This is a genomic window from Aeromicrobium sp. JP4, assembly GCF_054957925.1.
On sequence record NZ_CM143290.1, the window covers coordinates 3257039 to 3282796 of the forward strand.

At 71.6% G+C, this 25758-nt stretch carries 30 protein-coding genes; 16 read left to right on the forward strand and 14 right to left on the reverse strand.

Features of this window, described 5'->3' with window-relative positions; translation table 11 throughout:
• The 6 genes from ACY1JX_RS16045 to ACY1JX_RS16070 all read left to right on the forward strand — a co-directional run bounded on the left by ACY1JX_RS16045 (position 1) and on the right by ACY1JX_RS16070 (position 3514).
• Positions 1–396: a TadE/TadG family type IV pilus assembly protein gene (locus ACY1JX_RS16045; protein ID WP_462564589.1), complete on the forward strand. Its 396-nt coding sequence runs from the start codon at positions 1–3 to the stop codon at positions 394–396.
• A gap of 23 nt (positions 397–419) precedes the next feature.
• Positions 420–809 carry a hypothetical protein gene (locus tag ACY1JX_RS16050; protein ID WP_462564590.1) on the forward strand — a complete coding sequence of 130 codons (390 nt, stop codon included), beginning with the start codon at positions 420–422 and terminating at the stop codon, positions 807–809.
• Positions 806–1210 carry a pilus assembly protein TadG-related protein gene (locus tag ACY1JX_RS16055; RefSeq protein ID WP_462564591.1) on the forward strand — a complete coding sequence of 135 codons (405 nt, stop codon included), beginning with the start codon at positions 806–808 and terminating at the stop codon, positions 1208–1210. The genes ACY1JX_RS16050 and ACY1JX_RS16055 overlap by 4 nt, the downstream gene beginning before the upstream one ends.
• Before the next feature lie 259 nt (positions 1211–1469).
• A complete protein-coding gene (locus ACY1JX_RS16060; protein WP_462564592.1) occupies positions 1470–2030 on the forward strand; it encodes a type IV toxin-antitoxin system AbiEi family antitoxin domain-containing protein in 561 nt (186 codons plus the stop codon).
• The gene (locus ACY1JX_RS16065) at positions 2030–2794 is read left to right on the forward strand and encodes a nucleotidyl transferase AbiEii/AbiGii toxin family protein (protein WP_462564593.1); all 765 of its coding nucleotides are present in this window, start codon (positions 2030–2032) and stop codon (positions 2792–2794) included. Before ACY1JX_RS16060 ends, ACY1JX_RS16065 begins: the two co-directional genes overlap by 1 nt.
• Positions 2795–3133: 339 nt before the next feature.
• Positions 3134–3514, forward strand: coding sequence for an RDD family protein (locus ACY1JX_RS16070; protein ID WP_462564594.1), 381 nt, complete (start codon positions 3134–3136; stop codon positions 3512–3514).
• A gap of 123 nt (positions 3515–3637) precedes the next feature.
• On the opposite strand, the gene ACY1JX_RS16075 is transcribed toward ACY1JX_RS16070, so the two are convergent.
• Genes ACY1JX_RS16075 through ACY1JX_RS16090 form a run of 4 tightly spaced genes read right to left on the reverse strand, consistent with a single transcriptional unit; the run spans position 3638 to position 6507 of the window.
• Positions 3638–4345, reverse strand: coding sequence for a DUF4191 domain-containing protein (locus ACY1JX_RS16075; protein WP_462564595.1), 708 nt, complete (start codon positions 4343–4345; stop codon positions 3638–3640).
• A 15-nt stretch (positions 4346–4360) separates the two neighbouring features.
• Positions 4361–5257: a lipoyl synthase gene (gene lipA / locus ACY1JX_RS16080; RefSeq protein ID WP_078701445.1), complete on the reverse strand. Its 897-nt coding sequence runs from the start codon at positions 5255–5257 to the stop codon at positions 4361–4363.
• Between the two features lie 55 nt (positions 5258–5312).
• Positions 5313–6005 carry a lipoyl(octanoyl) transferase LipB gene (gene lipB / locus ACY1JX_RS16085; RefSeq protein ID WP_462564596.1) on the reverse strand — a complete coding sequence of 231 codons (693 nt, stop codon included), beginning with the start codon at positions 6003–6005 and terminating at the stop codon, positions 5313–5315.
• A 4-nt stretch (positions 6006–6009) separates the two neighbouring features.
• A complete protein-coding gene (locus ACY1JX_RS16090; RefSeq protein ID WP_462564597.1) occupies positions 6010–6507 on the reverse strand; it encodes an N-acetyltransferase family protein in 498 nt (165 codons plus the stop codon).
• 68 nt (positions 6508–6575) lie between these two features.
• On the opposite strand from ACY1JX_RS16090, the gene ACY1JX_RS16095 reads away from it, so the two are divergent.
• Positions 6576–6968, forward strand: a complete 393-nt coding sequence (locus ACY1JX_RS16095; protein WP_462564598.1) for a hypothetical protein — start codon at positions 6576–6578, stop codon at positions 6966–6968.
• 16 nt (positions 6969–6984) lie between these two features.
• On the opposite strand, the gene ACY1JX_RS16100 is transcribed toward ACY1JX_RS16095, so the two are convergent.
• From ACY1JX_RS16100 to lpdA, 4 genes are all read right to left on the reverse strand, one after another.
• Positions 6985–8025: an IS110 family RNA-guided transposase gene (locus ACY1JX_RS16100; RefSeq protein ID WP_462564365.1), complete on the reverse strand. Its 1041-nt coding sequence runs from the start codon at positions 8023–8025 to the stop codon at positions 6985–6987.
• Positions 8026–8243: 218 nt separating this feature from the next.
• Positions 8244–9137, reverse strand: coding sequence for a TIGR01777 family oxidoreductase (locus ACY1JX_RS16105; RefSeq protein WP_181756728.1), 894 nt, complete (start codon positions 9135–9137; stop codon positions 8244–8246).
• A gap of 2 nt (positions 9138–9139) precedes the next feature.
• A complete protein-coding gene (gene sucB, locus ACY1JX_RS16110; protein ID WP_462564599.1) occupies positions 9140–10978 on the reverse strand; it encodes a 2-oxoglutarate dehydrogenase, E2 component, dihydrolipoamide succinyltransferase in 1839 nt (612 codons plus the stop codon).
• Positions 10979–10997: 19 nt separating this feature from the next.
• Positions 10998–12374, reverse strand: a complete 1377-nt coding sequence (gene lpdA, locus ACY1JX_RS16115) for a dihydrolipoyl dehydrogenase (protein ID WP_462564600.1) — start codon at positions 12372–12374, stop codon at positions 10998–11000.
• 189 nt (positions 12375–12563) lie between these two features.
• Here lpdA and ACY1JX_RS16120 point away from each other — a divergent pair, with 189 nt between their 5' ends.
• Complete coding sequence (locus tag ACY1JX_RS16120; protein WP_206680097.1) at positions 12564–13067, forward strand: hypothetical protein; 504 nt, start codon at positions 12564–12566, stop codon at positions 13065–13067.
• 182 nt (positions 13068–13249) lie between these two features.
• Here the strand turns inward: ACY1JX_RS16120 and ACY1JX_RS16125 are convergent, their stop codons facing one another.
• On the reverse strand, positions 13250–14560 hold the full coding sequence (locus ACY1JX_RS16125; protein ID WP_462564601.1) for a serine hydrolase domain-containing protein: 1311 nt from the start codon (positions 14558–14560) through the stop codon (positions 13250–13252).
• Between the two features lie 5 nt (positions 14561–14565).
• Positions 14566–15981, reverse strand: a complete 1416-nt coding sequence (locus tag ACY1JX_RS16130) for a leucyl aminopeptidase (protein WP_462564602.1) — start codon at positions 15979–15981, stop codon at positions 14566–14568.
• A 33-nt stretch (positions 15982–16014) separates the two neighbouring features.
• Here ACY1JX_RS16130 and gcvT point away from each other — a divergent pair, with 33 nt between their 5' ends.
• Together gcvT and ACY1JX_RS16140 are read left to right on the forward strand one after the other, a co-directional pair.
• On the forward strand, positions 16015–17115 hold the full coding sequence (gene gcvT / locus ACY1JX_RS16135; protein WP_462564603.1) for a glycine cleavage system aminomethyltransferase GcvT: 1101 nt from the start codon (positions 16015–16017) through the stop codon (positions 17113–17115).
• Position 17116: 1 nt separating this feature from the next.
• On the forward strand, positions 17117–17311 hold the full coding sequence (locus tag ACY1JX_RS16140) for a hypothetical protein (RefSeq protein ID WP_462564604.1): 195 nt from the start codon (positions 17117–17119) through the stop codon (positions 17309–17311).
• A 16-nt stretch (positions 17312–17327) separates the two neighbouring features.
• On the opposite strand, the gene ACY1JX_RS16145 is transcribed toward ACY1JX_RS16140, so the two are convergent.
• Positions 17328–17876, reverse strand: coding sequence for a DUF3043 domain-containing protein (locus ACY1JX_RS16145; protein ID WP_181756734.1), 549 nt, complete (start codon positions 17874–17876; stop codon positions 17328–17330).
• Positions 17877–17932: 56 nt separating this feature from the next.
• Between ACY1JX_RS16145 and ACY1JX_RS16150 the strand changes: the two genes are divergently transcribed.
• From ACY1JX_RS16150 to ACY1JX_RS16165, 4 genes are read left to right on the forward strand one after another with little or no spacing between them, the layout of a single operon-like run.
• Positions 17933–18658, forward strand: a complete 726-nt coding sequence (locus ACY1JX_RS16150; RefSeq protein ID WP_462564605.1) for a PspA/IM30 family protein — start codon at positions 17933–17935, stop codon at positions 18656–18658.
• Positions 18633–19526 carry a zinc metalloprotease HtpX gene (htpX, locus tag ACY1JX_RS16155; RefSeq protein ID WP_462564606.1) on the forward strand — a complete coding sequence of 298 codons (894 nt, stop codon included), beginning with the start codon at positions 18633–18635 and terminating at the stop codon, positions 19524–19526. Before ACY1JX_RS16150 ends, htpX begins: the two co-directional genes overlap by 26 nt.
• Before the next feature lie 2 nt (positions 19527–19528).
• Positions 19529–20098 (forward strand): PspA-associated protein PspAB, encoded by a 570-nt coding sequence (pspAB, locus tag ACY1JX_RS16160; protein WP_181756737.1) that lies wholly within the window; start codon positions 19529–19531, stop codon positions 20096–20098.
• 25 nt (positions 20099–20123) lie between these two features.
• Positions 20124–21425, forward strand: coding sequence for a hypothetical protein (locus tag ACY1JX_RS16165; protein ID WP_462564607.1), 1302 nt, complete (start codon positions 20124–20126; stop codon positions 21423–21425).
• Here ACY1JX_RS16165 and ACY1JX_RS16170 read toward each other — a convergent pair.
• From ACY1JX_RS16170 to ACY1JX_RS16180, 3 genes are read right to left on the reverse strand one after another with little or no spacing between them, the layout of a single operon-like run.
• The gene (locus tag ACY1JX_RS16170; protein ID WP_462564608.1) at positions 21389–22033 is read right to left on the reverse strand and encodes a hypothetical protein; all 645 of its coding nucleotides are present in this window, start codon (positions 22031–22033) and stop codon (positions 21389–21391) included. The genes ACY1JX_RS16165 and ACY1JX_RS16170 overlap by 37 nt on opposite strands.
• On the reverse strand, positions 22030–22638 hold the full coding sequence (locus tag ACY1JX_RS16175; protein ID WP_181756740.1) for a hypothetical protein: 609 nt from the start codon (positions 22636–22638) through the stop codon (positions 22030–22032). Before ACY1JX_RS16175 ends, ACY1JX_RS16170 begins: the two co-directional genes overlap by 4 nt.
• Positions 22635–23279: a hypothetical protein gene (locus ACY1JX_RS16180; protein ID WP_181756741.1), complete on the reverse strand. Its 645-nt coding sequence runs from the start codon at positions 23277–23279 to the stop codon at positions 22635–22637. Before ACY1JX_RS16180 ends, ACY1JX_RS16175 begins: the two co-directional genes overlap by 4 nt.
• Before the next feature lie 76 nt (positions 23280–23355).
• Here ACY1JX_RS16180 and ACY1JX_RS16185 point away from each other — a divergent pair, with 76 nt between their 5' ends.
• Positions 23356–24618: an aminotransferase class I/II-fold pyridoxal phosphate-dependent enzyme gene (locus ACY1JX_RS16185; RefSeq protein ID WP_462564609.1), complete on the forward strand. Its 1263-nt coding sequence runs from the start codon at positions 23356–23358 to the stop codon at positions 24616–24618.
• A gap of 1 nt (position 24619) precedes the next feature.
• Positions 24620–25729, forward strand: a complete 1110-nt coding sequence (locus ACY1JX_RS16190; RefSeq protein ID WP_181756743.1) for a glycerate kinase family protein — start codon at positions 24620–24622, stop codon at positions 25727–25729.
• Positions 25730–25758 lie beyond the last annotated feature (29 nt).

A 25758-nucleotide genomic window follows, 5' to 3' on the forward strand; every position in this document is an offset into this window, starting at 1 on the left:
GTGCGCACGCGGCGGCCGCTGCGCGACGAGCGCGGCTCCGCGGTCCCCGAGTTCGTGATGGTGCTGATGGTGCTGATCCCACTGGTGTTCGCCATCGCCCAAGTCGCCCTCGTGATGCACGTGCGGAACACGATGACGGCCGCCGCGTCCGACGGTGCCCGAGCCGCAGCGTCGTTGGACGCGCCGATCGGCGAGGCGCGGGTGCGGGCCCGCGAGGTGCTGCGGACGACCCTGGCCGACCGGTACGCCGAGGACGTGAACGTCCGGGAGGCGCAGGTGGACGGGATCCCGGTCATCGAGGTGCGCGTCAGCGCCGAGGTGCCGCCACTCGGGCTGTGGGGCCCAGGTGTCGCCGTGGATGCGGTGGGCCGGGCCGTCCGTCAGGAGGCCCCATGAGGGGCGAGCGGGGGAGCGCGACCGTGGAGTTCACCTGGCTGACCCTGCTGCTGCTCGTGCCGCTGGTCTACATCGTGGTCGCGGTGTTCGAGACCCAGCGCGCGGCCTACGGGGTCACGGCCGCGAGCGAGGCTGCGGCGCGCGCCTTCATCCAGTCCGAGAGCCCGACCGAGGCCGAGGCGCGAGCCCGAGTCGCGGCGCGCCTGGTCTTGGCCGACCACGACGTCGTCGGTGGCTCGATCTCCACCGAGTGCCGGCCCGAGTGCTTCGCGCCCGGCTCCAGCGTGGTCGTCCGGGTGCGATCGTCCCAGCGTCTCCCACTGGCCCCGGACCTCTTCGGCGATCCCATCGCAGCGTTCGACGTCGCCTCCACCCATACCGAGCCCTTCGGCCGGTACAGGGCCGCACCGTGAGGACCCGCGATCGCGGCAACGTCACGGTGCTGACGGTGGGGTTCCTCGCGGTGCTGGGCCTGCTCGTCGTCGTGGTGGTGAACGCCTCGGCCGCGTTCCTCGAGCGGCGCGAGCTGATGAACCTCGCCGACCGGGTCGCGCTGCACGCCGCCGACGGCCTCGACCGCGACCGCGTCTACCTCGGCGGTCTCACGGACGAGGCGACCCTCGACGCTGCCGACGCCCGCGCGCTGACGGCCGGGATCGTCCCGACCGACGTGAGCCTCACCTTGGTCACCACCGACGACCGCGTCGACGTCCGGGTGACGCGCCGCGCGCGGCTGCCACTCGTACCGCCGGGCCTCCCCGACACGGCGACGGTCCGAGCCGAGGCCTCCGCGCGGCTGCACCTCGCGCCTTGACAGTCCGCTCGCCAGGTCACGCCGCGACTGGAAGGCCAGTGCGAGGCCGAATCACATCACCAGACGAAGATCAGGAAGAAGGCGAGAAATTCGGGCCCGACGAGGCGTTCGGGGACGTTGGCGGTAACTCTCTGTGACCGCTCAGGGGATCCACTAATGAAATCGTAGTGTCTCATGCTACGATTTCATTAATAGCGAAGGACGGGACATGACTGCACTCCGAGATGTCGCACGTGCGCAACTCCGCGCCGCACGCCCGGTGAACCTCGCGGACAAGTACGCGAACCCGCGCGCCCTCCTGCGCCACCACGCTGCGAAGGGTGAGCTGATTCGGCTTGCTCCCGGCTACTACATGGCTCCGCCGGACGACCAGCCCCTCGCATGGCGGCCCACTATCGAGACCGCCGCCGCGGCTATCGCAACGACCGCCTATCCCGACGAGGATGTCGTCCTCATGGGCCTGACCGCAGCACGCATCCACGGGGCGCTTCCTCGCGCAATCGGTGTCGGCATCGTCGCCATCCCACGCCAGCACACCCCCATCACCCTCGATGACGGAGGCCGAGTCCTCTTTGTCGCCCGCGACACCGACCGTCTCGACGCGGTGCGGATGCCCGTGGAAACCGGCCACGTCCTGGTCACTACCGTCGAGCAGACCGTCCTCGACCTCGCACGACGCCCGACCCTGGGAGGCCTTGAGGTCGAGGCTCGTGGCGCGATCGCGAACCTGATGCCGCGCGTTGACACCGAGTACCTGCTCGAGCTCGCCGACGAGAACAACTTCGGCCGCCGCGCCGCTGAGCTCGTCAGGACTGCGTGATGACCGGACCGTCCGACCCGCCGGCGGCCACAGACGAGGCTCGTGTCGCCGAGCAGTTCGGCGTCGGCAACGCACAGGTCGAGCGCGACAAGCTGATCTCGCACATCCTGTTCGCTTTGTCGAAGCTGCCCGATGACCGGCTGATGTTCTTTGGTGGCACCGCGCTCAGCCGTACCCACCTGCCCGATCTGCGGCTCAGTGAGGACATCGATCTGATCGCCCTGGGTCGTCGCGCTGACGTCGCCAACGATATGGACCGCGTCGTCTCGCGTGCGCTGGCCAGGACTTACGGTGAGGTGACTTGGCTGCCGGAACTCACCATCACCCGCGGCTCAGAGCCGGCGGTCTTGCAGGTCGCCGGCCTCCAGGTGCAGGTGCAGCTCCTCGACGGCACCGGCTATCCCGCCTGGCCCACAGAGGTTGTCAGCCTGTATCAGCGGTACGCCGGCGTTCCCGCCGCCACCATGCGCGTCCCAACGCTCGCTGCCTTCGCCGCTTCCAAGCTCGCCGCATGGTGCGAACGTGCAGCCCCACGCGACCTGTACGACCTCTGGGCACTCGCTCAGCGTGGCGCAGTCACCACCGAGGCCGTAGACCTGTTCGTCAAGCACGGCCCCACCGCCCGCGGGCCAGCGTCCTTCATGTTCGCCAGCGCGCCGACTGAAGACGAGTGGACCACGGCGCTGGGCCACCAGTGCGTAGTCCGGGTCGGCCCCGACGAGGCGTGGGCCGTCGTCCGGAACGCCTGGCTGGCCGACGCCTGACTAATCCGGCCGGACGTGTTCGTCAAGTTGGCTGGTGTGCTGAACTGCCACGCGGGGCGCTCCGCGAGCCGGTCCACCCATGCCAGGGCACAAAGCTCGGCTACTTGGTGACGTTCATGGCGCCTGGCCGTGGGCGCGCCATGCCCTCCGGCGGTTCGCCGAGCTCGGAGCGTCAGAGGTGCATCAACTCAGCGACCTAGGCACGGGGTTCTGTTGACCTGCTGCTCGTCGTTGTCGTTGCTGGTTCCGCCGGCGAAGGACTGCCTGCTCCTGCCACGATCCGGGCGCGAGACCGTAGGCGTCGAAGCCGAGGGCGGTGCCGCTGCCTAGGCTGGGCCCGTGACCGAGACCTTCGACGAGCCGTCCCTGGGGCGGCGCCTGGTGGCGCTGCTGATCGACTGGGTGATCGCCTCGTTCTCCGCCGTGGCGCTGTTCGGGTGGACCGGGGTGCGGTTCCCGCCTGACGGCATCCGCGACCAGCTGATCATCAACGGCGTATTCGTCGTCGAGGTCGCGATCCTCGTCGGGATCACCGGGTTCTCGATCGGCAAGCGCATCATGGGCCTGCGGCTGATCAACCCCGACGGACGCCCGATCGGTGTGCTGCGGGCGCTGCTGCGCACCGTGCTGCTGAGCCTCGTGATCCCCGCCATCGTGATGACCGACGACAAGCGCGGCCTGCACGACCTCGCTGCGGGCAGCAAGGTCGTCAAGGCCTAGGTTCGCCGCAGCCAGGCTTGATCTCGATACGCGTCTCGCTGCGCTCGCCAGCTACTCGATCACCGAGGGGCGCGACAACGCCCGCCACTCGCGGTGGTGGCGGGGGCGGAGGCGGAGGCTGGGTCAGCCGCGCATCATCTTGCGGGCGCCCTTGGTGCTGGTGGGCACCGGGCCGCGCGGCATCGGGGCGGCGGGGCGCATCGCGTCGAGCGCCTTCAGCTTGTAGAGCACGTCGGTCTGCTGCGCCGGCTTGATGGCCTTCTTGAGCTTCTTGACCCGCTTCACCAGCTGGGGCAGGGGCACCTCGCCGTCGCCGCGACCCACGATGAGCGTGGTGATCGGGACGCCGTCGCCGACGATGCGGCGGTGCTTCTTGACCTCGGAGCCGAGCAGGTTGCTCACGCGGGCGTGCTGGCCCTCGCCGACCAGGACGACGCCGGGACGCCCCACCAGTCGGTGCACCACGTCCTGCTGCTTCGTGAAGCCGACGGCGGGCTTGACGTCCCAGCCGCGGCGCAGCATCTGCAGCGCGCCCGCGCCGGCACCCAGCTGGCCCTCGGCCTGCTCGTACATCGACTTCTCGGCGCGCTTGCCGAACACGATCATCGTGACCAGCAGGGCGGTGGTCAGCGAGAGCAGGACCGCGATGATGATGCCCAGCCACCAGATCCCGAAGATGAGCAGGGACAGCGCCGCCATGGCGGCGGCGGTGAGCACGAAGACACCGAGCAGGAGCAGGCCGAGACGCGGCTGCGTCCGCTTGGTCATCTGGTACGCGTTGCGCAGCTGCGCGATGCGTCCGGTGGGTGCTGCGGGAGCGGGGCTGGACATGAGCCCGATTCTACGTCAGGCCCGAGCGTCCATGGCCTGCTGGTAGAGCCTTCCCGCGCGGTAGGACGAACGGACCAGCGGTCCGGACATCACACCGGAGAATCCGATCTCGTCGGCCTCCTGCTGCAGCTCGACGAACTCCTCGGGCTTGACCCACCGCTCGACGGGGTGGTGACGGGCCGAGGGGCGCAGGTACTGGGTGATCGTGATGAGCTCGCAACCGGCCGCGTGCAGGTCGCGCAGCGCCTGCGAGACCTCCTCGCGCGTCTCGCCCAGGCCCAGGATCAGGTTGGACTTCGTGACCAGGCCGAAGGCCCGCGCCTGCGTCAGCACGTCGAGCGAGCGCTCGTAGCGGAACGCCGGGCGGATGCGCTTGAAGATCCTCGGCACGGTCTCGACGTTGTGCGCGAGCACCTCGGGACGCGACTCGAAGACCTCGGTCAGCAGCTCGGGGATGCCGTTGAAGTCGGGGATGAGGTTCTCCACGCCGGTGCCCGGGTTGAGCTCGTGGATCTTGCGGACCGTCTCGGCGTAGAGCCACGCGCCGCCGTCGGGCAGGTCGTCGCGGGCGACGCCGGTGATGGTGGCGTACTTCAGCTCCATCGTGCGGACGCTCTCGGCCACGCGGCGGGGCTCGTCACGATCGAGATCCGAGGGCTTGCCGGTGTCGATCTGGCAGAAGTCGCAGCGGCGCGTGCACTGCTCGCCGCCGATGAGGAAGGTGGCCTCGCGGTCCTCCCAGCACTCGAAGATGTTGGGACAGCCGGCTTCCTGACAGACCGTGTGCAGGCCCTCGCTCTTCACGAGCTTCATCAGCTCGTTGTACTCCGGCCCCATCTTGGCGCGCGTCTTGATCCACGCGGGCTTCTTCTCGATGGGGGTCTCGGCGTTGCGGACCTCGAGCCGCAACATCTTGCGTCCTTCGGGAGCGATGGTCACGGTCACCACCCTACGTGGCGTCCGGTGATCAGAGCAGCGGGACCGCCGCGTGCTGGACGCGGTCGATGTCGGGGGAGGGCTCGTAGGTGCGCCACGTCAGCAGGTCGTCGAGGTGGGCGATCACCGTGGGCGCCACGTCGCGCGGGGCGGCGTCGCGTCCGATCTCGCGGTCGAGCGAGGTCACGCCCGCGTCGGCGATGCCGCACGGGACGAAGCGGTCGTACCAGCCCAGGTCGACGTCGCAGTTGAGGCTGAAGCCGTGCATCGCCACGCCGCGCGAGACGCGGATGCCGATCGCGGCGATCTTGCGCTCGGGGCGACCCGCGGACTCGGGCAGCCACACGCCGGAGCGACCCGGCACGCGGCCGGTGGCCAGCCCGTGGTCGGACAGCGAGCGGATCAGCGCCTCCTCGATGCGACGCACGTAGTCGACGACCAGCACGTGGGAAGGCAGCTTCACGATCGGGTAGCCCACCAGCTGGCCGGGCCCGTGGAACGTGATCTTGCCGCCGCGGTCGACATCGACGACGGGCGTGCCGTCCTGCGGGCGCTCGTGGGGCTCGGTGCGGCGGCCCGCGGTGTAGACCGGCGGGTGCTCCAGCAGCAGGGCCGTGTCCTCGATGCGGTCGGCCACGCGGTCGGCGTGCAGGTCGCGCTGGAGCTGCCACGCCTGCGTGTAGTCGATCGCAGCGTCGCCGTACCAGTCCTGGAGGTAGCGCACGGGCTCAGCCTACGACGCGGCGCAGGATCGTCAGGTCGAGCCAGCGGTCGAACTTGCGCCCGACCTCCTCGAGGCGTCCGGTCTGCTCGAACCCGAGGTCCTCGTGCAGCTCGATCGAGACCGTGTTCCCCGACTCGATCAGGGCCAGCACCACGTGGACGTCGGGCGCGTCGCAGGCGTGCCCCAGCAGCGCGACCATGAGCTGGCGGGCGATGCCGCGGCGTCGGTGGTCGTGGTGCACGTAGACCGCGTTCTCGACGGTGTGCCGGTAGGACTCGCGCGGGCGGAACGTCCCGTAGCTGGCGTAGCCGGCCACCTCGCCGTGCACGTCGGCCACCAGCACCGGGTGACCGGCGCGGACGCGGGTCTCGTACCAGTGCAGGCGATCGGCGAGGTCGACCGGCGTCTCGTCCCAGATCGCCGTGGTGTTCTCGATGGCTTCGTTGTGGATGTCGAGGATCGCCGGCAGGTCGGCCGGGGTCGCTGCGCGGATGGTCGCCACCGGTCCATCGTGGCAGGGCTGTGGACCGCGAGTCGACACGGCACGCGGGCACCCGCGAGGCTGCGGCCATGGGGGAGTGGATCGCGGCCCTCGCCGCCCTCGCCGTGCCGTTCACGGGGCACTGCGACGCGCTCACGGCGCTCGACGTCGTGCGGGCCCTCGCTTGGACCTCGGGCGACGAGCGGCTGCTCTCCCGGGCCTACGCTCCCGGCACCGACGAGGCCGACGTCGAGCGGCTGAGGTCGTGGCGCGAGCGGGGGATCACGGTCGAGGGCGCGCGCACCGTGCGGGCCTCGTGCCGCGTGGGCGCCGGCGGGGTGGAGGTCGTCGAGCGGCTCGGCCCCACGGTGGCGGTGCTCGACGACGGCACGCGCCACCGGCTGCCCGCGGACGCGTGGGACCGCAGGATCGTCGAGGTCGCCCACCGCGACGGCTGGTGGCGGATCGTGCGGGTGCGCTGAGATGCTCCTATGGAGGTCAAGCCTGTAGTGCGTGGCGGACTTCTCGGGCGACGTAGCGTTTGAGGCAGCGGATGATTTCGGGTTTGCTGAGGCCTTCTTTGGTGCGTCGTTCGACGTAGGCGCGGGTGGCGGGGTCGTAACGGAGTCTGCAGAGCACGATCCGATAAAGGGCTGCGTTGGCTTGGCGGTCTCCGCCGCGGTTGAGCCGGTGTCTGCCGGTGGTCTTGCCGCTGCTGGCGGGCAGAGGCGCGACGCCGCAGAGGCTGGCGAAGGCGGGATCGCTGTGGAGACGCTGCGGGTTGTCGCCGGCGGTCACGAGCAGTGTTCCGGCGACGTCGGTGCCGACGCCGAACAGAGCGAGCAGCTCAGGACAGGCCTGCGGAACCAGTTGCTCGAGCAGCCGGTCGAGGTCAGCGATGTCGGTGTTGGCGTCCTGGTGACGGCGAGCGAGTTGGCGCAGGGCGTGCTTGGTGGCCGCGACCGGATCCAGGGCTGGTCCGGGTCGCAACGCGGCCGCGGTGTCGACGAGGTGGCGGGTCGAGAGGTGCCGCAGCTGTTCACGCAGCGGTTCTGGAGCGCTGATCACCAACGCGTGCAGTTGGTTGGCCACTTGGATCCGAGTCCTGACCGCGCTGCGCCGGGCGACCCGCAGCGCTCGGATCGCCTCGACGTCACCGTCGCGGGTCTTGGGGATCCCGGTCGCTGTCCCGGCCATCACGGCCCGGGCGGCGGCTTCGGCATCGACCGGGTCGGACTTGCCCTTGGCCCGGCGAGTCCGCCGGTCGGGACGGTCGACCTCGACCACCCGGTGGCCGGCGGCTCGGGCTGCCCGGGCCAGTCCGGCGCCGTAACAGCCCGTTCCTTCGATCCCGAACGCCCGAACGGGACCGAACCGGGTGCCCCAACGCAACAACGACCGATAGCCGGCCGGGTCCGCGGCGAACGACCGCTCACCGATCACCCGTCCGACTTGGTCCAGCGCGACGGCGACATGGGTGTCCAGATGCGTGTCGACACCCACCGTGACTTCGCCGCCCAGATTTGTCATCGTGGACATGTCATCTCCTTCATCCGGTGGTGACACGGCACCCACCGAACGGGCGGACAAGACAGTGACGGGGCCTCTGGCCAGGCTCCTATGAGGTCACGAACGCTCGACCAGGTGACGTGCAGGACGGGGTCACCCGCACCGAGCGACAGATCTCAGCAAGGACACCAAGGTCGGTCAGCCAAAGGGTCAACTCGGACGGGCGACCCCGTTCCCCATTGTCACTGTCAGGCGCCGCGGCCGAGGGCCGTGCGCAGCACGCGGTCGATGCCCGGGTCGGCGAAGGAGAACCGGTCGGCCATCAGCGCCGCGGGACGGACCCGCAGCGAGCCGAGGAGGTCGTCGGCCAGGCCGCCGAGAGCCAGCCGGATCGCGAACGCCGGAGCGGCCAGCACGGCCGGCCGGTGCACGGTGGTGGCCAGCGTGCGGGTGAAGTCGCGGTTGGTGACGTCGTCGGGGATCGCGAGGTTCACCGGGCCGCTGAGGTCGCCCTCGAGCACGTGCGTCACCGCCGACACCCAGTCGCGACGGGAGATCGTGGAGAAGTACTGGTGCCCGTCGCCGAGCCGGGCGCCCAGGCCGAGCCGGAACGGCAGCAGCATGAGCTTCAGTGCACCACCGGACTTGTCCAGCACGATCGCCGTGCGCAGGTAGGCCACACGGGCGCCGGACTCGACGGCCGGCGCGGCTGCCGCCTCCCACTGCTGGGCCACCTCGGCGAGGAAGCCCGTGCCGGGACCGGAGGTCTCGTCGAGTTCCTCGTCACCGCGGTCGACGCCGTACCAGGACATCCCCGATCCGGACAGGAACGCCGGAGGGGTGGGCGAGGCCGCGACGGCGCGCGCGAGCGTGGAGGTGGCGCCGAGGCGCGAGGCGAGGATCTCGCGCTTGCGCGACGGGGTGCGGGGCCACTGCGAGATCGGCGACCCGGACAGGTTGATCACCGCGTCGGCCCGGGCGATCAGGTCCTGGTCGATGAGGCCCTCGGAGGGCTTCCACCAGGACTCGCCGTCGCCTGCCGTGCGCCGCACCAGCGTCGTGACCTCGTGGCCACGCTGGCGCAGGTGGTGGACCAGGGGCGCGCCGAGGAATCCCGACGCGCCCCCGATCACAACTCGCATGCTCAGCCCAGCTCACCTTCGAAGGCGCCGGCCTGCAGCCGCTCCTTGATGGCGGTCAGGAAGCGGCCCGCGTCGGCACCGTCGATGATGCGGTGGTCGTACGTGAGCGCCAGGTAGGCCATCGAGCGGATCGCGATGGACTCCGAGCCGTTCGCGTCGGTGATGACCACCGGACGCTTGACGATCGAGCCGACGCCGAGGATCGCGACCTGCGGCTGGTTGATGATCGGCGTGTCGAACAGGGCGCCGTTGCTGCCCAGGTTCGTGATCGAGAACGTGCCGCCGGAGAGCTCGTCCGGAAGGATCTTGTTGTTCCGGGTGCGATCGGCGATGTCGGCGATCTTGCGGGCCAGACCGGCGATGTTGAGGTCGCCGGCGTCCTTGATCGTGGGCGCCAACAGGCCGCGCTCGGTGTCGACCGCGATCGAGAGGTGCTCGCCATCGGGGTAGGTGACGGTGCCCCCCTCGAGGTCGAGCGCCGCGTTGACCTGCGGGTACTGCTTGAGCGCCTCGATGGCCGCCTTCGCGAAGAACGGCAGGTACGTCAGCTTGACGCCCTCACGCTCCAGGAACGCGTCCTTGTGCTGGGCGCGCAGGCGGACGACCTCGGTGACGTCGACCTCGTGCACCTGCGTGAGCTGGGCCGCGACCTGCAGCGACTCGACCATGCGGTTGGCGATGGTCTTGCGCAGGCGGCTGAGCTTGTCGGTGCGACCACGCAGCGGCGAGGCCGGGGCCGACGGCGCCGCGGAGGCGGCAGCCGGCTTCTCGGCGGCGGGAGCCTCGGCGGCCTTGCTCTTCTCGGCCGCGTCGAGGATGTCCTGCTTGCGGATCCGGCCGCCGACACCGGAGCCGGTGACGGTGGACAGGTCCACGCCGTGCTGCTTGGCGAGCTTGCGGACGATCGGGGTCACGTAGCCCTCGGACGAACCGGCGTCCGAGGACGCGGAGACCTCGACCTTCGGCTCCTCGGCCTTCGGCTGCTCCTGGGGCTCCTCGGCCTTCGGCTCCTCCTTCGGCTGCTCGGGCTCCGGCTCGGGCTGGGGCTCCTCGGCCTTCGGCTCCTCGGCCTTCGGCTCCTCGGCCGGGGCCTCCTCCTGCGCGGGTTCCGGCTCGGGCTCGGGCTCGGGCGCCGACTCGGCCGGCGCTGCGCCCTCCTCGCCGATGATCGCGAGCTCGGCGCCGACCTCGACGGTCTCGTCCTCGTCGACCTTGATCTCCAGCAGCGTGCCGGCGATCGGGGACGGGATCTCGGTGTCGACCTTGTCGGTGGAGATCTCGAGCAGCGGCTCGTCGATCTCGACGGTGTCGCCGACGGACTTGAGCCACTGGGTGACGGTGCCCTCGGTGACGGACTCGCCGAGCGCGGGCAGCGTGACGGCCTGGCCGCTCGTGCCGCCGGACGAGGCGGGCTTCGTCTCGGGCTCGGGGGCCGGGGCCTCCTCGTCGGGCTCCGCCGCGGGGGCGGGCTCCTCGGCGGGAGCCGGCTGCGACTCCTCCTCGGCCTCGCCGGCGCCGGGAGCGGGCTCCTCGGCGGCGGGCTCGGGCTCAGCCTCGGCCTGCGACGACTCACCCGAGTCGCCGGAGTCGGAGGAGGACTCGTCCGCGTCACCGATGATCGCCAGCACGGCGCCCACCTCGACGGTGTCGTCCTCCTCGGCACGGATCTCCAGGATCGTGCCGGCGACGGGGGAGGGGATCTCGGTGTCGACCTTGTCGGTGGAGATCTCGAGCAGGGGCTCGTCGACCTCGATCGTGTCGCCGACGGCCTTCAGCCACTGCGTGACGGTGCCTTCGGTGACCGACTCGCCGAGCGCGGGAAGGGTGACTTCGGTTGCCATGTGGTGTCCTGTTCGGTTCTCAGGCGTGCGAGTGCAGCGGCTTGCCGGCCAGGGCGAGGGCGGCCTCGCCGAGGGACTCGTTCTGGGTGGGGTGGGCGTGGATGAACTCGGCGACGTCGTCGGGGTAGGCCTCCCAGCCCACCCAGAGGGTCGCCTCGCCGATCTGCTCGCCCATGCGCGCGCCGAGCATGTGGACGCCCACGATCGGGCCGTCCTTCTCGCGCACCACCTTGACGACACCGGCGGTCTGCAGGATCTGGCTCTTGCCGTTGCCGCCGAGGTTGTACTCGACGGTCTCGACCTCGCCGTGCTTGTCCTTGGCCTGGGCCTCGGTGAGGCCGACCGACGCGAGCTCGGGCTCGCAGTACGTGACGCGGGGGATGTTCACGTCGACGATCGGGCGCGGGTTCAGGCCCGCGATCTCCTCGGCGACGAAGATGCCGTGGGCGAAGCCGCGGTGCGCCAGCTGCAGGCCGGGCACGAGGTCGCCGACCGCGTAGACGCCGTCGACGTTGGTGCGCAGGCGCTCGTCGGTGGGCACCCAGCCGCGCTCGACGGTGACACCGGCCTCCTCGAAGCCCATGCCGGCCGAGCGGGGGCCGCGGCCGACGGCCACGAGGACCACGTCGGTCTCGATCGTGTCGCCGTTCTCCAGCGTGACGACGGCGCCGTTGTCGTTCTGCTCGACGCCGGTGAACTTCACGCCGGTCTTGAAGGCGATCTTGCGCTTGCGGAACGCGCGCTCCAGGCCCTTGCTGAGGATCGGGTCCTCCAGCGGGACGAGCGTGGGGAGCGCCTCGACGATGGTGACCTCGGCGCCGAAGTGGTTCCAGACGGAGGCGAACTCGACGCCGATGACGCTGCCGCCGATGATGACGGCGCGCTTCGGGACCTCCTCGAGCTTGAGGGCCTGGTCGCTGGTCATCACGCGGCCGCCGATCTCGATCCCGAGCGTGCGGGGCTCCGAGCCGGTGGCGAGGACGACGTTGGTGCCGGTGTAGCGCTGGCCGTCGACCTCGACGGTCTTGGCGTCGACGAGCTTGCCCTCGCCCTCGACGACGGTGATGCCGCCGGACTTCACCAGGCCGGTGAGGCCCTTGTAGAGGCGGTCGATGACGCCCTGCTTGTAGGCGTTGACCTTGGTCATGTCGACACCGTCGAACGACGTGTGCACGCCGATCGAGTCACCTTCGCTGGCGACGTGCGCGACCTCGGCCGCGTGCAGGAGCGCCTTGGTGGGGATGCAGCCTTCGTGGAGGCACGTGCCACCCACCTTGGCCTTCTCGATCATGGCAACGGTCTTGCCGAGCTGAACGGCGCGCAGGGCACAGGCGTAGCCCCCGCTTCCGGCTCCGAGAATGACGATGTCGAACGAATGGGGTGCGTCGTCGGGCACGATGTCCTCCGGGTAGGTGGTCTGCTGTCATCTTGTCACCTGTCCGGTGAGGGCTGCCACCGGGGAGGGCTCGCGGGATGTGACTTCGGGGTAGGTTCCGCGCGCTTCCTGATGGGGGTGGGTGCGGTCGGGCAGAATTGCGCCGTGGGCCTGTTCAAACGCCGTCGACGCACCTCAGCCGGTGCCGTCGTGTCCGATCGCGACGCCAGCCGAGCCGATCTGGCCGCGCTGAAGGAGTTCGCGACCTCTCGCTCCGGGGTCGAGGCCTTCGTCGAGCCCAAGACCACGGTCACCCAGACCACGGTGGTGTTCGTCGCCGCCGACGGGGAGTGGACCCGCCGTCGCGTGCCGAACGAGAAGGCCGCCACCGACCTCGCTCGCAGCCTCAAGATCCCGCTCTACGACGCGAACCGCGTGGGCTATCCCCAGCGGATGCGTGACTACAACGCCCGCGCCAGCGCGAAGAAGACCAGCGTCGAGGTGGAGCGCGGCGACTACAGCCCTGCGCAGTTCGCCGCGATCATGACGCTCGAGACGATCGCCGGCACCGAGCCGCTGCCACGCAACCCCTCGAAGTCCGACCTCGAGCGCGTCCTGCGCGCCGCGCGCGGCAAGGCCCACCCCGACCGCACCGGCGGCGACCGCGCCCGCTGGGACCAGGTGGAGCAGGCCGCCCGCAAGCTCGGCCTCTAGTCGCGCTCCATCCTGATCTCGATACAACGTCTCGCTGCGCTCGCCGTCACTCGATCAGCGAGGCCGCTGCGCCCGCCGTCACTCGATCAGCGAGGCCGCTGCGCTCGCCGTCACTCGATCACCGAGGCCGCTGGTCGAGTAGCAGGGCGAGGAACGAGCCCGCGTATCGAGACCCTGGGTCCTCAGTGCCAGCCGCGGGGGTCGAGGCCGCCCGGATGGTCCACGGCCGGGTCGTACGGCTCGCGGCTGAGGATGAAGGTGGCCAGGTCGAGGGCACCGTCGTCGCGCACGACGAGGCGCTCCCCGGCGAAGTAGGTGTCGAGCCCCCGCCAGCCGTCGCCGTCGCGGACGAACCGCGAGCGCCGGTTGCCGTTGACGTCCGAGAGGTGGAAGCCGTCGGCCGTCGGCTCGAGTCGGTAGGGGACCGGTCCCCAGTACCAGTCGCCCACGAGCGCGGCCACGTCCTCCGCTGCCTCGGCGGGCGCGGTCTCGGTGGGTCGCCGGTCGAGCGCGGTGGCCGCGTCGAGCAGGCGCGTGGCGAGGTCGCCCAGGTGCAGCGTGTCGTTGGCCAGCACCACCACGCCCCAGCCGCTCGCGGGCTGGGCGATCGCGGTCGCGAGGAAGCCGGGCATCGATCCGCCGTGGCCCACGAGGCGACCGGTGCCGTTGCCGGGCCAGATGCGCCAGCCGAGTCCCTGCGCGGTCGCCCAGGGCACGCCCGGCCGGTCGTCGACCGCCAACGGCACGACCATCTCGTCCCAGCTCGACCGGGCGAGCACCCCGCCGGTGTCGCCCGCGGCGAACGCCGCCCAGCGGGAGAGGTCCTCCGCGCTGGACCACAGCTGGCCGGCCGGGGCCATCGCGCCGGCGTCGTGGTGTGGCTCGACCATGAGGCGGCCGTCGGAGGGGTGGTGCGAGAGACCGGTGGCAGCCCCGTCGCCCGGCCCCTGGGTGATGCCGTGCAGACCGAGGGGCTCGAGGATCCCGGTACGGATCGCCTCGAACCAGGTGGTGCCGCGCAGCACCTCCACCAGCCGCCCGAGCACGGCGAAGCCCACGTTCGAGTAGTGGAACCGCGTGCCGGGCGTGTGCACGAGCGCCGGTCCGGACGCGATCAGCTGGTCCCAGTCGCCACCGCGCGTGCGCTCCCACCAGGGGCCGTTGGTCTCGGCCTGCAGCCCCGACGTGTGCGTGAGCAGTTGCGCGATCGTCACGTGGCCGAACGGCACGTCCGGCAGGTGGCGATCGATGCGGTCGGCGAGGTCGAGCCGCCCCTCGTCGCGCAGGCGCATCACCTCGACCGCGACGAACGTCTTCGTGATCGAGCCGATGCGGTACGCGGACGCGGGCGTGGCCGCGGGGCGGTCACGCCCGTCGAGCGTGCCGACCGCGCCGGACCAGTGCAGGCTGCCGTGCCGCACGACCGCCGCCGAGACCGAGGCCGAGCCCGATCCCTCGCGCTCGGCGTGCAGCAGGTCGTCGAACGCCGACACCACGGTCAGCCCAGGTCGCGGGCGAGGTGGACGAGCGTGCGGACACCCGCGCCGGTGCCGCCGACGGGTGTGTAGTCGAAGGCCGCGCCGTCGTTGAACGCCGGTCCGGCGATGTCGAGGTGCGCCCACGAGGCGTCGGCGACGAACTCACGCAGGAACGCCGCGGCGTACATCGTGCCGCCGTAGGGCTTCGGGTTGTGCTGACGCAGGTCGGCGATCGACGAGGTCTTGACGGCTGCGCCGATCTCCTCGGTGATGGGCAGGCGCCACATCGACTCGCCGGCCACCTCGGCGGCTCCGAGCACGCGGTCCTGCAGCGCCTCGTCGCTGCCGAGCACCGCGGTCGTGCGGGTGCCGAGGGCGACCATGGCCGCGCCGGTCAGGGTGGCGACGTCGATGACGTGGTCGGGCTTGGCCTCCACCGCGAGGGCGAGGCCGTCGGCCAGCACGAGGCGACCCTCGGCATCGGTGTTGTGGACCTCGACCGTGGCACCCGAGCGCATGCGCAGCACGTCGCCGGGACGCGTGGCGGTGCCGCTGGGCAGGTTCTCGGCGATGCAGGCGAAGGCCGTGACGCGGATGGGGAGGCCGAGGCGCGCGATGGCGGTGGTGGCGGCGACGATCGCGGCCGCGCCGCCCATGTCGCACTTCATCGTCATCATCGAGGCGCCCGGCTTGAGCGAGAGTCCGCCCGAGTCGAAGGTGATGCCCTTGCCCACCAGGGCGAGGTGGGTCTTCGCGCCCTCGGGGTTGTAGGTGAGCTTCACCAGACGTGGCGGGGCGTCCGAGCCGGCGCCGACGCCGAGGATGCCGCCGCAGTTCTCCTTGGTGAGGCGCTTCTCGTCCCACACCTGCACGCGGACGCCGGCGGGCGCGGCGGCCTTGATGGCGTCGGCGAAGGCGGGCGGGCGCAGGTCGCCGGGAGGCGTGTTGACCCAGTCGCGCGCCACGCACGTGGCCTCCGCGATCACGACGGCGTCGTCAACGAGGCGCTTGGCCGCGGCCTTGCGGGCGTCGGGGCTCAGGATCGTGACGGTGTCGACGGCGGTGGTCTTGCGGCGGGCCTCGTCGCCCTTGTAGTCGAGGTAGTAGTAGGTCGTCAGGACGGCGGCCTCGGCGATGGCGGCGAGGTCGGCGTCGGCCACGCGGCTCGGGTCGATGCCTACGCGGGCGGCCTTCGGCACGGCGCGCAGGCCCTTGGCGACGGCGCGACGCTGCTGCTCGGCGGTGGGCTGCTCGGCGGTGGCCACCCAGGCCGTCAGCTGGGCGTCGCCGCTGGGCACGACGGCGACGTCGCCGGCCTCACCGGTGAACCCGAAGGCGCTCCAGGGGACACCGTCCGGAAGGCCCGATCCCGAAGGGATGAGGGCGACGACGGCATCGACGGTGGGCAGGGTGGCACGCAACTGGACCGTGGACATGCCGTCACTCTAGTCAGCGGTAGTTTGGCTCGCATGGTCCTGCTCCTGTCGCCCCTGCACCAACGGCACGAGGCCCTCGGCGCCAAGTTCTCCGAGTTCGGAGGCTGGTCGATGCCCCTCGAGTACGCCGGCGGCGGGGTTCTCGCCGAGCACAAGGCGGTGCGCGAGGCGGTCGGCCTGTTCGACGTGAGCCACTTGGGCAAGGCGCTCGTGCGCGGCACGGGCGCGGTCGACTTCGTCAACCGCTGCCTGACCAACGACCTGAGCCGGATCGCGCCGGGCAAGGCCCAGTACACGCTGTGCTGCTCCGAGGACGGCGGCACCGTCGACGACCTCATCGCCTACCTGCGCAGCGAGTTCGAGGTCTTCCTGATCCCCAACGCCGCGAACACCGCCGAGGTGGTGCGCCGCCTCCGCGCCGCGGCCCCCGAGGGTATCGAGGTCGAGAACCAGCACCGCGACTTCGCGGTCCTGGCCATCCAGGGTCCGCTGAGCGACGAGCTGCTCGACGCGCTGGGGCTGCCGTCGGACCACGACTACATGTCCTTCACGAAGGGCACGATCGACGACGTCGAGCTCACGGTGTGCCGCACCGGCTACACCGGCGAGCGCGGCTACGAGCTCGTCGTCGCCGCCGAGGAGGTCGTTCCCGTCTGGGACGCCGTCATGGCGGCGGGGGAGTCGCTCGGCATCCGCGCCTGCGGCCTCGGCGCTCGCGACACGCTGCGCACCGAGATGGGCTACCCGCTGCACGGCCACGAGCTGTCGGCCGAGGTCTCGCCGGTGATGGCGCGGGCCGGCTGGGCCGTCGGCTGGTCCAAGCCCACGTTCTGGGGCAAGGAGGCGCTCGAGCGCCAGCGTGAGGAGAAGACGGTGCGCACCCTGCGCGGCCTGCTGGCCCAGGGACGCGGCATCCCGCGACCCGGCATGGCGGTGCACGCGGCCGACGGTGGCGTCCTCGGGGAGGTCACGTCAGGGACGTTCTCGCCCACGCTGCGCCAGGGGATCGGCCTGGCCCTGCTCGACCGCACGGTCGCCGACGGCGACACCGTCACCGTCGACGTGCGCGGACGTCAGCAGGAGTTCACCGTGACCAAGCCCCCGTTCGTCGAACCGTCCACCAAGGAGGACTGACATGAGCTTCACGTGGCAGTACGAGAACAGCGCCGGCGAGACCGTCGGCACGTCCGAGGAGTTCGACCAGCGGGGCGAGGCCGAGTCGTGGATCGGCACGAGCTTCGAGGACCTGCTCGAGGACGGGGTGGAGCAGGTGCGCCTGCTCGAGGACGGGGCCGAGGTCTACGGCCCGATGTCCCTGCGACCGGAGTGATCCGGCCGCTCGCGACTCAGTAGTGCTCGCGCAGCGGCTGGCCGACCGCGATGGCCGGCTTCGGCAGCCGCATGCGACGGATCTGCGTGCTGCGCAGGACGGCGTAGAGCACCGCGCCGCGGCGCTCCGCCGGGGTGAAGCGCTTCTTGAGCTCGCGCTTGAGCACGGCGATCAGCCAGATCTCGTCGATGAGGGTGGCGAAGATCGTGACGGTCCAGAGGGAGAAGACCACCTCGGCCATCGCCGGGAAGAAGCTCAGGACCAGGATGACGACGAGCAGCGGGAGCATGAACTCGGCCACCGTGCGGCGGCGGTCGACGGCGTCACGGGCGAGCGCCTTGGCCGGGCCGCGGTCGCGGGCCGGGAGGTCGGCGGCCGAGCCGCCGCCCAGGAGCGCCTCGCGCTGCTTGTCGCGGGCGGCGGAGCGCCGGCGACGCTCGCGCTCGGCCTGCTCGCGGCGCGTCAGGGGACGCTTCATCTGCTGCTTGCGGGCGGCCTCGGCCTCCCGGCGGCTACGGGTCGGTCCACCCTTGCGCTGGGGGGTCTCGTCGGCTGCGTCGTTCACGCGGACGACCCTACAAGGCCGGGGCGAGTGCTGGAGCGCACGGTTAGGGTGGGGCCATGGCTGAGGGCGGGTTCTGGACACGTGTCACGCGCATCTTCAAGTCGCGGTCCGCGAGCAACGACGGACCCGACATCGAGGAGGTCGGCGCGCGGCTCGACGAGGCCTACCGCACCCAGTCGAAGCTGCTGGCCCAGGTGCGTCGCGGCGTCGCCGACGTGGCCACCAGTCGCAAGCGCGTCGAGATCCAGCTCGCGTCGCTGCGTCGCGAGATCGCGGCCGCCGACAGTGAGGCCAAGGCCTCGGTCACGCGCGGGGACGACGCCGGCGCCCGCCGGGCGCTCGAGCGCCAGGTCGCGCTCGAGAAGGCCGCGGGCGAGCTCGACGACCGGCATGCCCAGCTGCGCTCCGAGGAGGAGCAGCTGATCAACTCGGCCGCGTCCATCGAGCGCCAGATCGAGGACTTCCGGGTCCGCAAGGACACGCTGGCCGCGCGGTACTCCGCGGCCCAGGCCCGCAACGAGATCCACGGCGCCACCGCCGGGATCGGCGCCACGGCCGGCGAGGTCGGCCGCGTCATGGCCGACGCCGAGCGGCACACCCGCGAGCTGGAGGCGACGGCCGACGCCGTCGACGAGCTCATGAACGAAGGCATCCTGGCCCGGCCGGGAGAGTCGCAGGACGAGGCGCTGCTGCGGCGCTTCGACGAGGCCCTCGGCTCGGTCGACGCCGAGCCGCGCGCCGTGGAGGGAGACGGACATGGCCCGCACCAGATTTCGCAGTGACCGCGGGCTGACCCTGCGGATGGGCGGGGTCGGCCTGGGACTGGTCCTGCTCTACGTGCTCTTCGGGGCGATGCTCATCACGGTCGCCGGCAATCTGTGGATCGCGCTGATCATCACGGTCGGCATGGCCTGGGGACAGTGGTTCTTCTCCGACTCGCTCGCGCTGAAGTCGATGGGCGCCCACGTCGTGACGCCCGACCAGGCGCCCGAGCTGCACGCGATGATCGACCGCCTCGTGGCGCTGGCCGACATGCCGAAGCCCCGGGTCGCCGTCGCGGTCACCGACATGCCGAACGCGTTCGCCACGGGCCGCTCGCCGAAGCACTCCGCGGTCTGCGTGACCACCGGCATCATGCAGCGCCTCGACGCCGACGAGCTGGAGGGCGTCCTGGCCCACGAGCTCGCGCACGTCGCCAACCGCGACGTCTCGGTGATGACGGTCGCGTCGTCGCTCGGTCTGCTGGCGGGCTTCCTCACCCGCTGGGGGATGTGGTTCGGCGGCGGCAGCCGCGACAAGAACAGCGGCCCGGCGATGATCGTCGTGATCCTGGTCAGCCTCGTCGTCACGGCCGTCAGCTTCCTGCTCACGCGGGCCCTCTCGCGCTACCGCGAGCTCAGCGCCGACCGCTCCGGCTCCTACCTGACGGGCCGCCCCTCCAAGCTGGCCTCCGCGCTGGTGAAGATCTCCGGTGACATGGGGCGGATCCCCACCTCCGACCTGCGCGAGGCGCAGTCGATGAACGCCTTCTTCATCGCGCCGGCGCTCAAGGGCGACACGGCTCAGGCGCTCATGTCCACCCACCCGCCGCTGCAGGCCCGCCTCGACCAGCTCGCGCGCATCGGCGCCGAGCTCACCGAGAGGCACTGAGCGTGGGATTCCTCGACGGCCTGCTCGGCCGCAGCAAGCCGCCGAAGGCCAACCTCGACGTGCTGTTCTCCGTGCCGCAGGCGGCGCTGACGCTGCAAGCCGAGGGCTTCGCCTTCAGCGGACACGGCGCGGTCTGCTTCCGCGACGCCGAGGGCCGCGCCGACGACGAGGTGATCGCGTCGGCGCAGGAGATGATCCGCACCGACCCGACCGCCACGGTCGAGATGCACCACGACGAGTTCGGGTTCACGTGGCTCGAGGTGGTGCGGCCCTCGGGCGACGTGTCGGGTCTGGTCACCGACCTCCACGCCGTGAACTCCACGATGGCCGCCCAGGGCTTCGACGCGTCGATGCTGTGCTCCACCGTGGTGTTCGACTACGAGGGGCAGCGGTCGGCGCTGGTGTACCTGTTCAAGCGGGGGACCTTCTACCCGTTCGTCCCCGATCCGACGGCCGCGCGCCGCCGCGACAACCCCACCGAGCTGCGGATGCGGGCGCTGATCGAGCAGGACGTGCCGATCGAGCCGGACCTGGAGCGGTGGCTCGCCATCTGGGGTGCCCCCGGACTCTGACGATCCCGGTCTAGACTCGGCGCCCATGGGGGAGCTGAGAAGCGTGCTGCGCGACGCGATCGCCGTGGTGTGGCAGGGATTCCGGCTCGTCGGAGCGCACTGGCCGGTGCTCGTCACGATCTACCTGCTGGGTGCCGCCGGCAGGTACGGCTTCCTGTGGCTCGCCGTCGAGCTGAGCAAGGAGCACTCCACGCTCGCGGGTCTCGTGGTCCCGCTCGCGCCGCTGTCGAGCCTCGTGGCGATCATCGCGATGCTGCTCGTCGTCTCCACCTCCGTCACGGTGCTGGTCGCCGACACGTCCGATCCCGCTGCGGGCACGCGCGGCGGCGGCTGGCTGGGCGTGCTGGCGGGAGCGCTGCTGCCGTTCCTGACGGTGTACGCCGCGCAGGGCCTGCTCAAGGCCGACGTGCGCGCCTACGTCAACGAGGCCACCTACGACGAGCTCTACGGCAACGCCGGCACCTTCTACGGTGAGGCGGCCAACATCGACCGCACCGCGATCGCCACCGGCTGGATGCTCGCGGCGATCGTGGCCATCGCGCTGGTCCTGCGCTTCGCGTTCGACCGCTTCAACCTCCCGGCGCGCAGCCGCCCGCTCGCCTTCGCCGCGGCCTACGTGGAGACGCTGTGGATCGTCACGCTGGGCGTCTCGTTCTCGACCTTCCAGGACGAGATCTGGCAGTGGGTCACCGAGCGGCGCTTCGTCCACTGGGTGCAGGACACGTGGGCCGACCTCATCGAGTTCCTCGGCCCGATCGGCGACCCGATCGCCACGGCCGTCGGATGGATCGGCACCTTCATCGACAACGCCGACGACGTCGTGCTGGTGCCGCTCGCGTGGCTCACCGTGGCGGCCGTGGTCTTCGGTCGCAGCATCGCCCCGCCGCCGCCCAAGCAGCGCACGTCCCGGTTCGGCCGGGTACGGCCCATCGCTGCCGTGGGCTCGCGCACCCCGGCCGTGGTCAAGCGCTGGGCCGGCGAGGCGACCTCGGACTTCCGCGGCCGCTTCAGCGGCCTGCGCGACGGCTTCCGCGTGCTGGCGCTCGGCGGGCTCGTGCCGATGGTGATGTTCTGCCTCGTGTTCGTCATCGCCGACCAGGCGAACGCCCTCGTCAACGAGCTCTGGCGCCTCGTGCTCGGTCCGCGCGACCGCGACACGGCCCTGGCGTTCTCGCCGTGGCTCGACATCACCGCCTCGGCGATCGAGTACGTGATCCTGGCCGGCCTGCTGGCCGCCGCCATCGGCCGGATCCTGGGCAACCAGCGCCGCAGGGAGCAGGAGGCCGCGGCTCAGGCGGCCGAGCCGTCGACCGGCAGCTCGACGTAGCGGGGTAGGAAGTACCAGAGCCGCACCGCGGCCGGCTCGGCCTCCTCGGGCAGGACGAAGACCGTGTCGGTCGTGAACTCCTCGGGGCGGGGGTCGTCGCCCTCGCGGAGGCTGGGCGGCTCGGTGCTGCCGTACGTCGCCTGCGGCCCGGGGGTGTCACGCGGCACGCACGACGAGAACTGCGGACCGTCGACCACCAGGGCCGAGTCGGACTCGCCGTGGAGGTTCCCCTCGGCATCGACGACCGCGACGGTGCAGCCGACGAGCGAGACGTCCGGGTCGGCGGTCACGTCGAGGCGCAGTCGCCACGCCCGCACGCCGTCGGGGAGCGGGTCGTCGCCGAGGAGGGTGAGGTCGTCGGCGGGCTCGAACGCGTCCACCGCGTAGCGGGCCTCGATCGGGTAGCGCAGGTGACCGTCGTCGTACTCGTCCACGAGATGGGCCTGGCTCGAGCTGACGGGCGCGGGGGAGTGGAAGCCCCGGGTCCACCAGTAGTCGTGCAGGCGCGAGCTGCCCGCGGCCAGGGCCAGGACGAGGGCGACGGGCAGGGCCACGAGGCCCCACCGGTTGCGCTGCCACCACGTGCGGCGGTGCTCGATCGTGCTCACGGCGCCTCTGTCCCCGTCATGATGCCGGGCTCGGGGAGCTCGAGGGGCTCGGTGCGCGCCTGCCACGCCGTCACGTCGGCCTCGTCCACATCGAGGTCGACGAGGGCCATGGAGTCCCACCGCTCGTCACCACCGTTCGGGGCGAGGGCGACGAGCGCGCCGGGGAGCGTCGCGGGATCGGCCTCCACCACCGCGAGGCACCGCGTGGGCCGGTCGACGAGACGCCCCGTGCAGCTGATCGAGCTGCGGCCGCTGGTCCCGTAGATCGGGAGCACGCGACCGCCGTTGTCCCGCAACGCGGCGTAGGTGAGGTCGGAGGACTCGCCGCGCGGCGTGAACGTGAACTCGACCGCGACGAAGACGCCGGGGGAGACCAGCACCGACCCGCCCCGCGGCGCCACCGAGGACGCGCCGTCGACGGACAGCACCTCGAGGTCGCCGCTGCGCAGCTCGGCGGTCTCGCCGACCCCGGCCTCGACCTCGAACGGACGCGACGACATGGCGCGCTCGGGCAGCTGCTGGTGGAGCCACTGGCCCATGACCAGGGCGAGCACGACGAGGACGCCGGCGGTGGCGGGCGGCCGGCGCAGTCCGAGCCGGCTCACGACTCGCGCCCCTGCTCGACGTCGAACGTGCCCTCGTGCGTCGGTGCCCGGTCGAACCACATGAACTGGTCGTCGAGGGTGCTGCGGCGCCAGGTCCACTGCGAGACCTCCACGGTGGCCTCCGTGGGCAGCGGCTCGGACTCCGCCTGCTCCCACACGAACGCGACCTCGTACTCCAGGCCCGGAGCGGCGGCGCTGAGCGGCGAGCCGTCGGCCAGCACGAGCACCTGCGGCGTCGCGTCCTCGCTGCGCTCGGTCTCCTCACCGGTCAGCCCGGCGTAGAAGCCCTCCAGCCCGCGCAGGCGGATCGTGTCGCGGAGCGTGCCGGTGTAGACGGGGTGGTCGGAGGTGTTCTCGAGCGTCGCGACGACCGCGAGGTAGCGCCCGCGGACCTCCTCGTCGAGACCGAGGTCGGTGGACCAGCGCACGCGGTCGACCGTGAGGTCGAACGGCTCGGCGTGGATCTTCTCGCCGGACTCCAGCGCGGCCGGCCCGGTGGTCTCCGCCGTGGCCAGCCCGCCGAACAGGCCCGAGGCCAGCACCACCACGGCGGCCAGTGCCGCGAGCACCTGGCGCAGCGTCATCGTCCGCGACACCTGGCGCAGCCATCGGCGCAGGCGGCCGCCCTCGTCCCCCGTCATGGGCCCGATGGTAGGGCAGCGCGTCCTCCCGCGATGCCGGGACTGACCGACCGCCCGTGCGCGATACCTTGGGACCGTGACCCTCGACTCCCTCTCCCGTGACCAGCTCGACGCCTTCCTGGCGGAGCAGCAGCAGGCGTACGCCGACCTCCAGCAGGCCGGTCTCAAGCTCGACATCACGCGCGGAAAGCCCTCGTCGGACCAGCTGGACCTCTCCGAGGGACTGCTCACCACGCCGGTCGAGGATCACGTGTCCGGCGGCGTCGACGTGCGCAACTACGGGGGCGGCACCGGCCTGGCCGAGCTCCGCGCGATCTTCGCGGAGCTGCTGGGCGTGCCGGTCGACCAGCTCGTCGCCGGCAACAACGCGAGCCTGTCGATGATGCACGACTCGATCGTCTTCGCGATGCTGCACGGCACGCCGGGCGGATCGCCGTGGAAGGACGGGCCGGTCAAGTTCCTGTGCCCGTCGCCGGGCTACGACCGCCACTTCGCCATCTGCGAGCACCTCGGCATCGAGATGATCCCGGTCGCGATGCTGGAGGACGGGCCCGACATGGCCGCGGTCCGCGAGCACGTCACCGACCCGGCGGTCAAGGGCATCTGGATCGTGCCCACCTACTCCAACCCCACCGGCGCCGTCGTCAGCGAGCAGGTCGCGGCCGAGCTCGCCTCGCTGGACACCGCCGCCGGCGACTTCCGGATCTTCTGGGACAACGCCTACGCGGTGCACGACCTGACCGACCAGCACGTGAAGTCCGCCGACATCGTCGGGCTGTGCTCGGCCGCCGGTCACCCCGACCGCCCGCTGATGTTCGCGTCCACGTCGAAGATCACCCTCGCCGGCTCGGGCGTCAGCTTCCTCGCGGGCTCGCCCGACAACATCGCCTGGTACCTCTCGCACACGGCCGTGCGCACGATCGGCCCCGACAAGGTCAACCAGCTGCGCCACGCCCGGTTCCTCGGCAGCCCGCAGGGCGTGCTCGACCTGATGGCGCGTCACCGCGAGATCCTGGCCCCCAAGTTCGAGGCCGTCCTGCGGATCCTGTCCGAGCGCCTCGGCCCGCACGAGGTGGCCACGTGGACCACCCCGAAGGGCGGCTACTTCGTCAGCCTCGACGTCGTCGACGGCACGGCCTCGCGCGTCGTGCAGCTGGCGAAGGAGGCCGGCATCTCGCTGACCCCGGCGGGCGCCTCGTTCCCCTACGGCAAGGACCCGCGCGACCGGAACATCCGCATCGCGCCGTCGTTCCCGCCCATGGCGGAGCTGACGCAGGCGATGGAGGGCCTGGCCACCTGCGTGCTGCTCGCGGCGGCCGAGAAGGCCGTCTCGGCCTGACGTGCGCATCGTCATCGCGCCGGACAAGTTCGCGGGCACCCTGACCGCTCCCGAGGCGGCGCACGCCATCGCCGAGGGCTGGCGGCGCACGGCCCCGGACGACGACCTCGTCGAGGCGCCGATGGCCGACGGGGGACCGGGCTTCGTCGACGCCCTGCAGGACGCGTTCGGCGAGGAGGGGCGCCTCGAGGTCGTCAGCGTCCCCGGACCCCTGGGCGAGCCCACGCCGGTCGGGCTGCTCGTGGTGGGGGACACGGTCTACCTCGAGTCCGCCCAGGCGTGCGGCCTGCACCTCGTGCCCGAGCCGCGGCCGATGGACGCCACGACCGTGGGAGTCGGCCGGGCGATCGACGCGGCCGTCGACGGGGGAGCGCGGCGCATCGTCGTGGGCCTGGGCGGCAGCGCCACCAGTGACGGGGGCGCCGGACTGCTCGCCGCCCTCGGGGCCACGGCCGACGTCCCCCTGGACGCCGGGCCCGCCGGACTCGACGGGGTCACTCGCGTGGACCTCGGTCCGGTCCGGGAGCGGCTGGCCGACGTGGAGCTAGTGGTCGCCGCCGACGTCGAGACCACGCTGCTGGGCATGTTCGGCGCCGCCCGCACCTTCGGCCCGCAGAAGGGCCTCACCGACGAGCAGGTCCTCACGGTGGACCACCGGCTCGACCGCTTCGTCGAGGCCGCGTGCGGCAGCACGCCGGCGGAACGTCGCGTCGCCGACCAGAAGGGCGCCGGCGCGGCGGGCGGGCTGGGCTTCGCACTGCTCGTGCTGGGCGCCGAGGTGACGTCCGGGATCGCGCTGGTCGCCCACGAGGCCGGACTGGCCGAGCTCGTGGCGGGGGCCGATCTCGTGATCTCGGGGGAGGGCGCGTTCGACTACTCCTCCCGCGCGGGCAAGGTCGTCCACGGCGTCGCCTCGCTCGCGATGGCCGGGGCCACGCCGTGCGTCGTGCTGGCCGGCCGGGTCGACGTCGGCAGCCGCGAGATGCGCGCGCTGGGGGTCGAATCGGCGTACGGGCTGGTCGACCGGGTGGGCGAGGAGGCCGCCCTGCGCGAGCCCGCACGGCACCTGGCCGATCTCGCCGCACGCGTCGCGCGGTCCTGGTCGGCCTGAGGCGACGCGCGATAGGCCCCGGCCGGCTC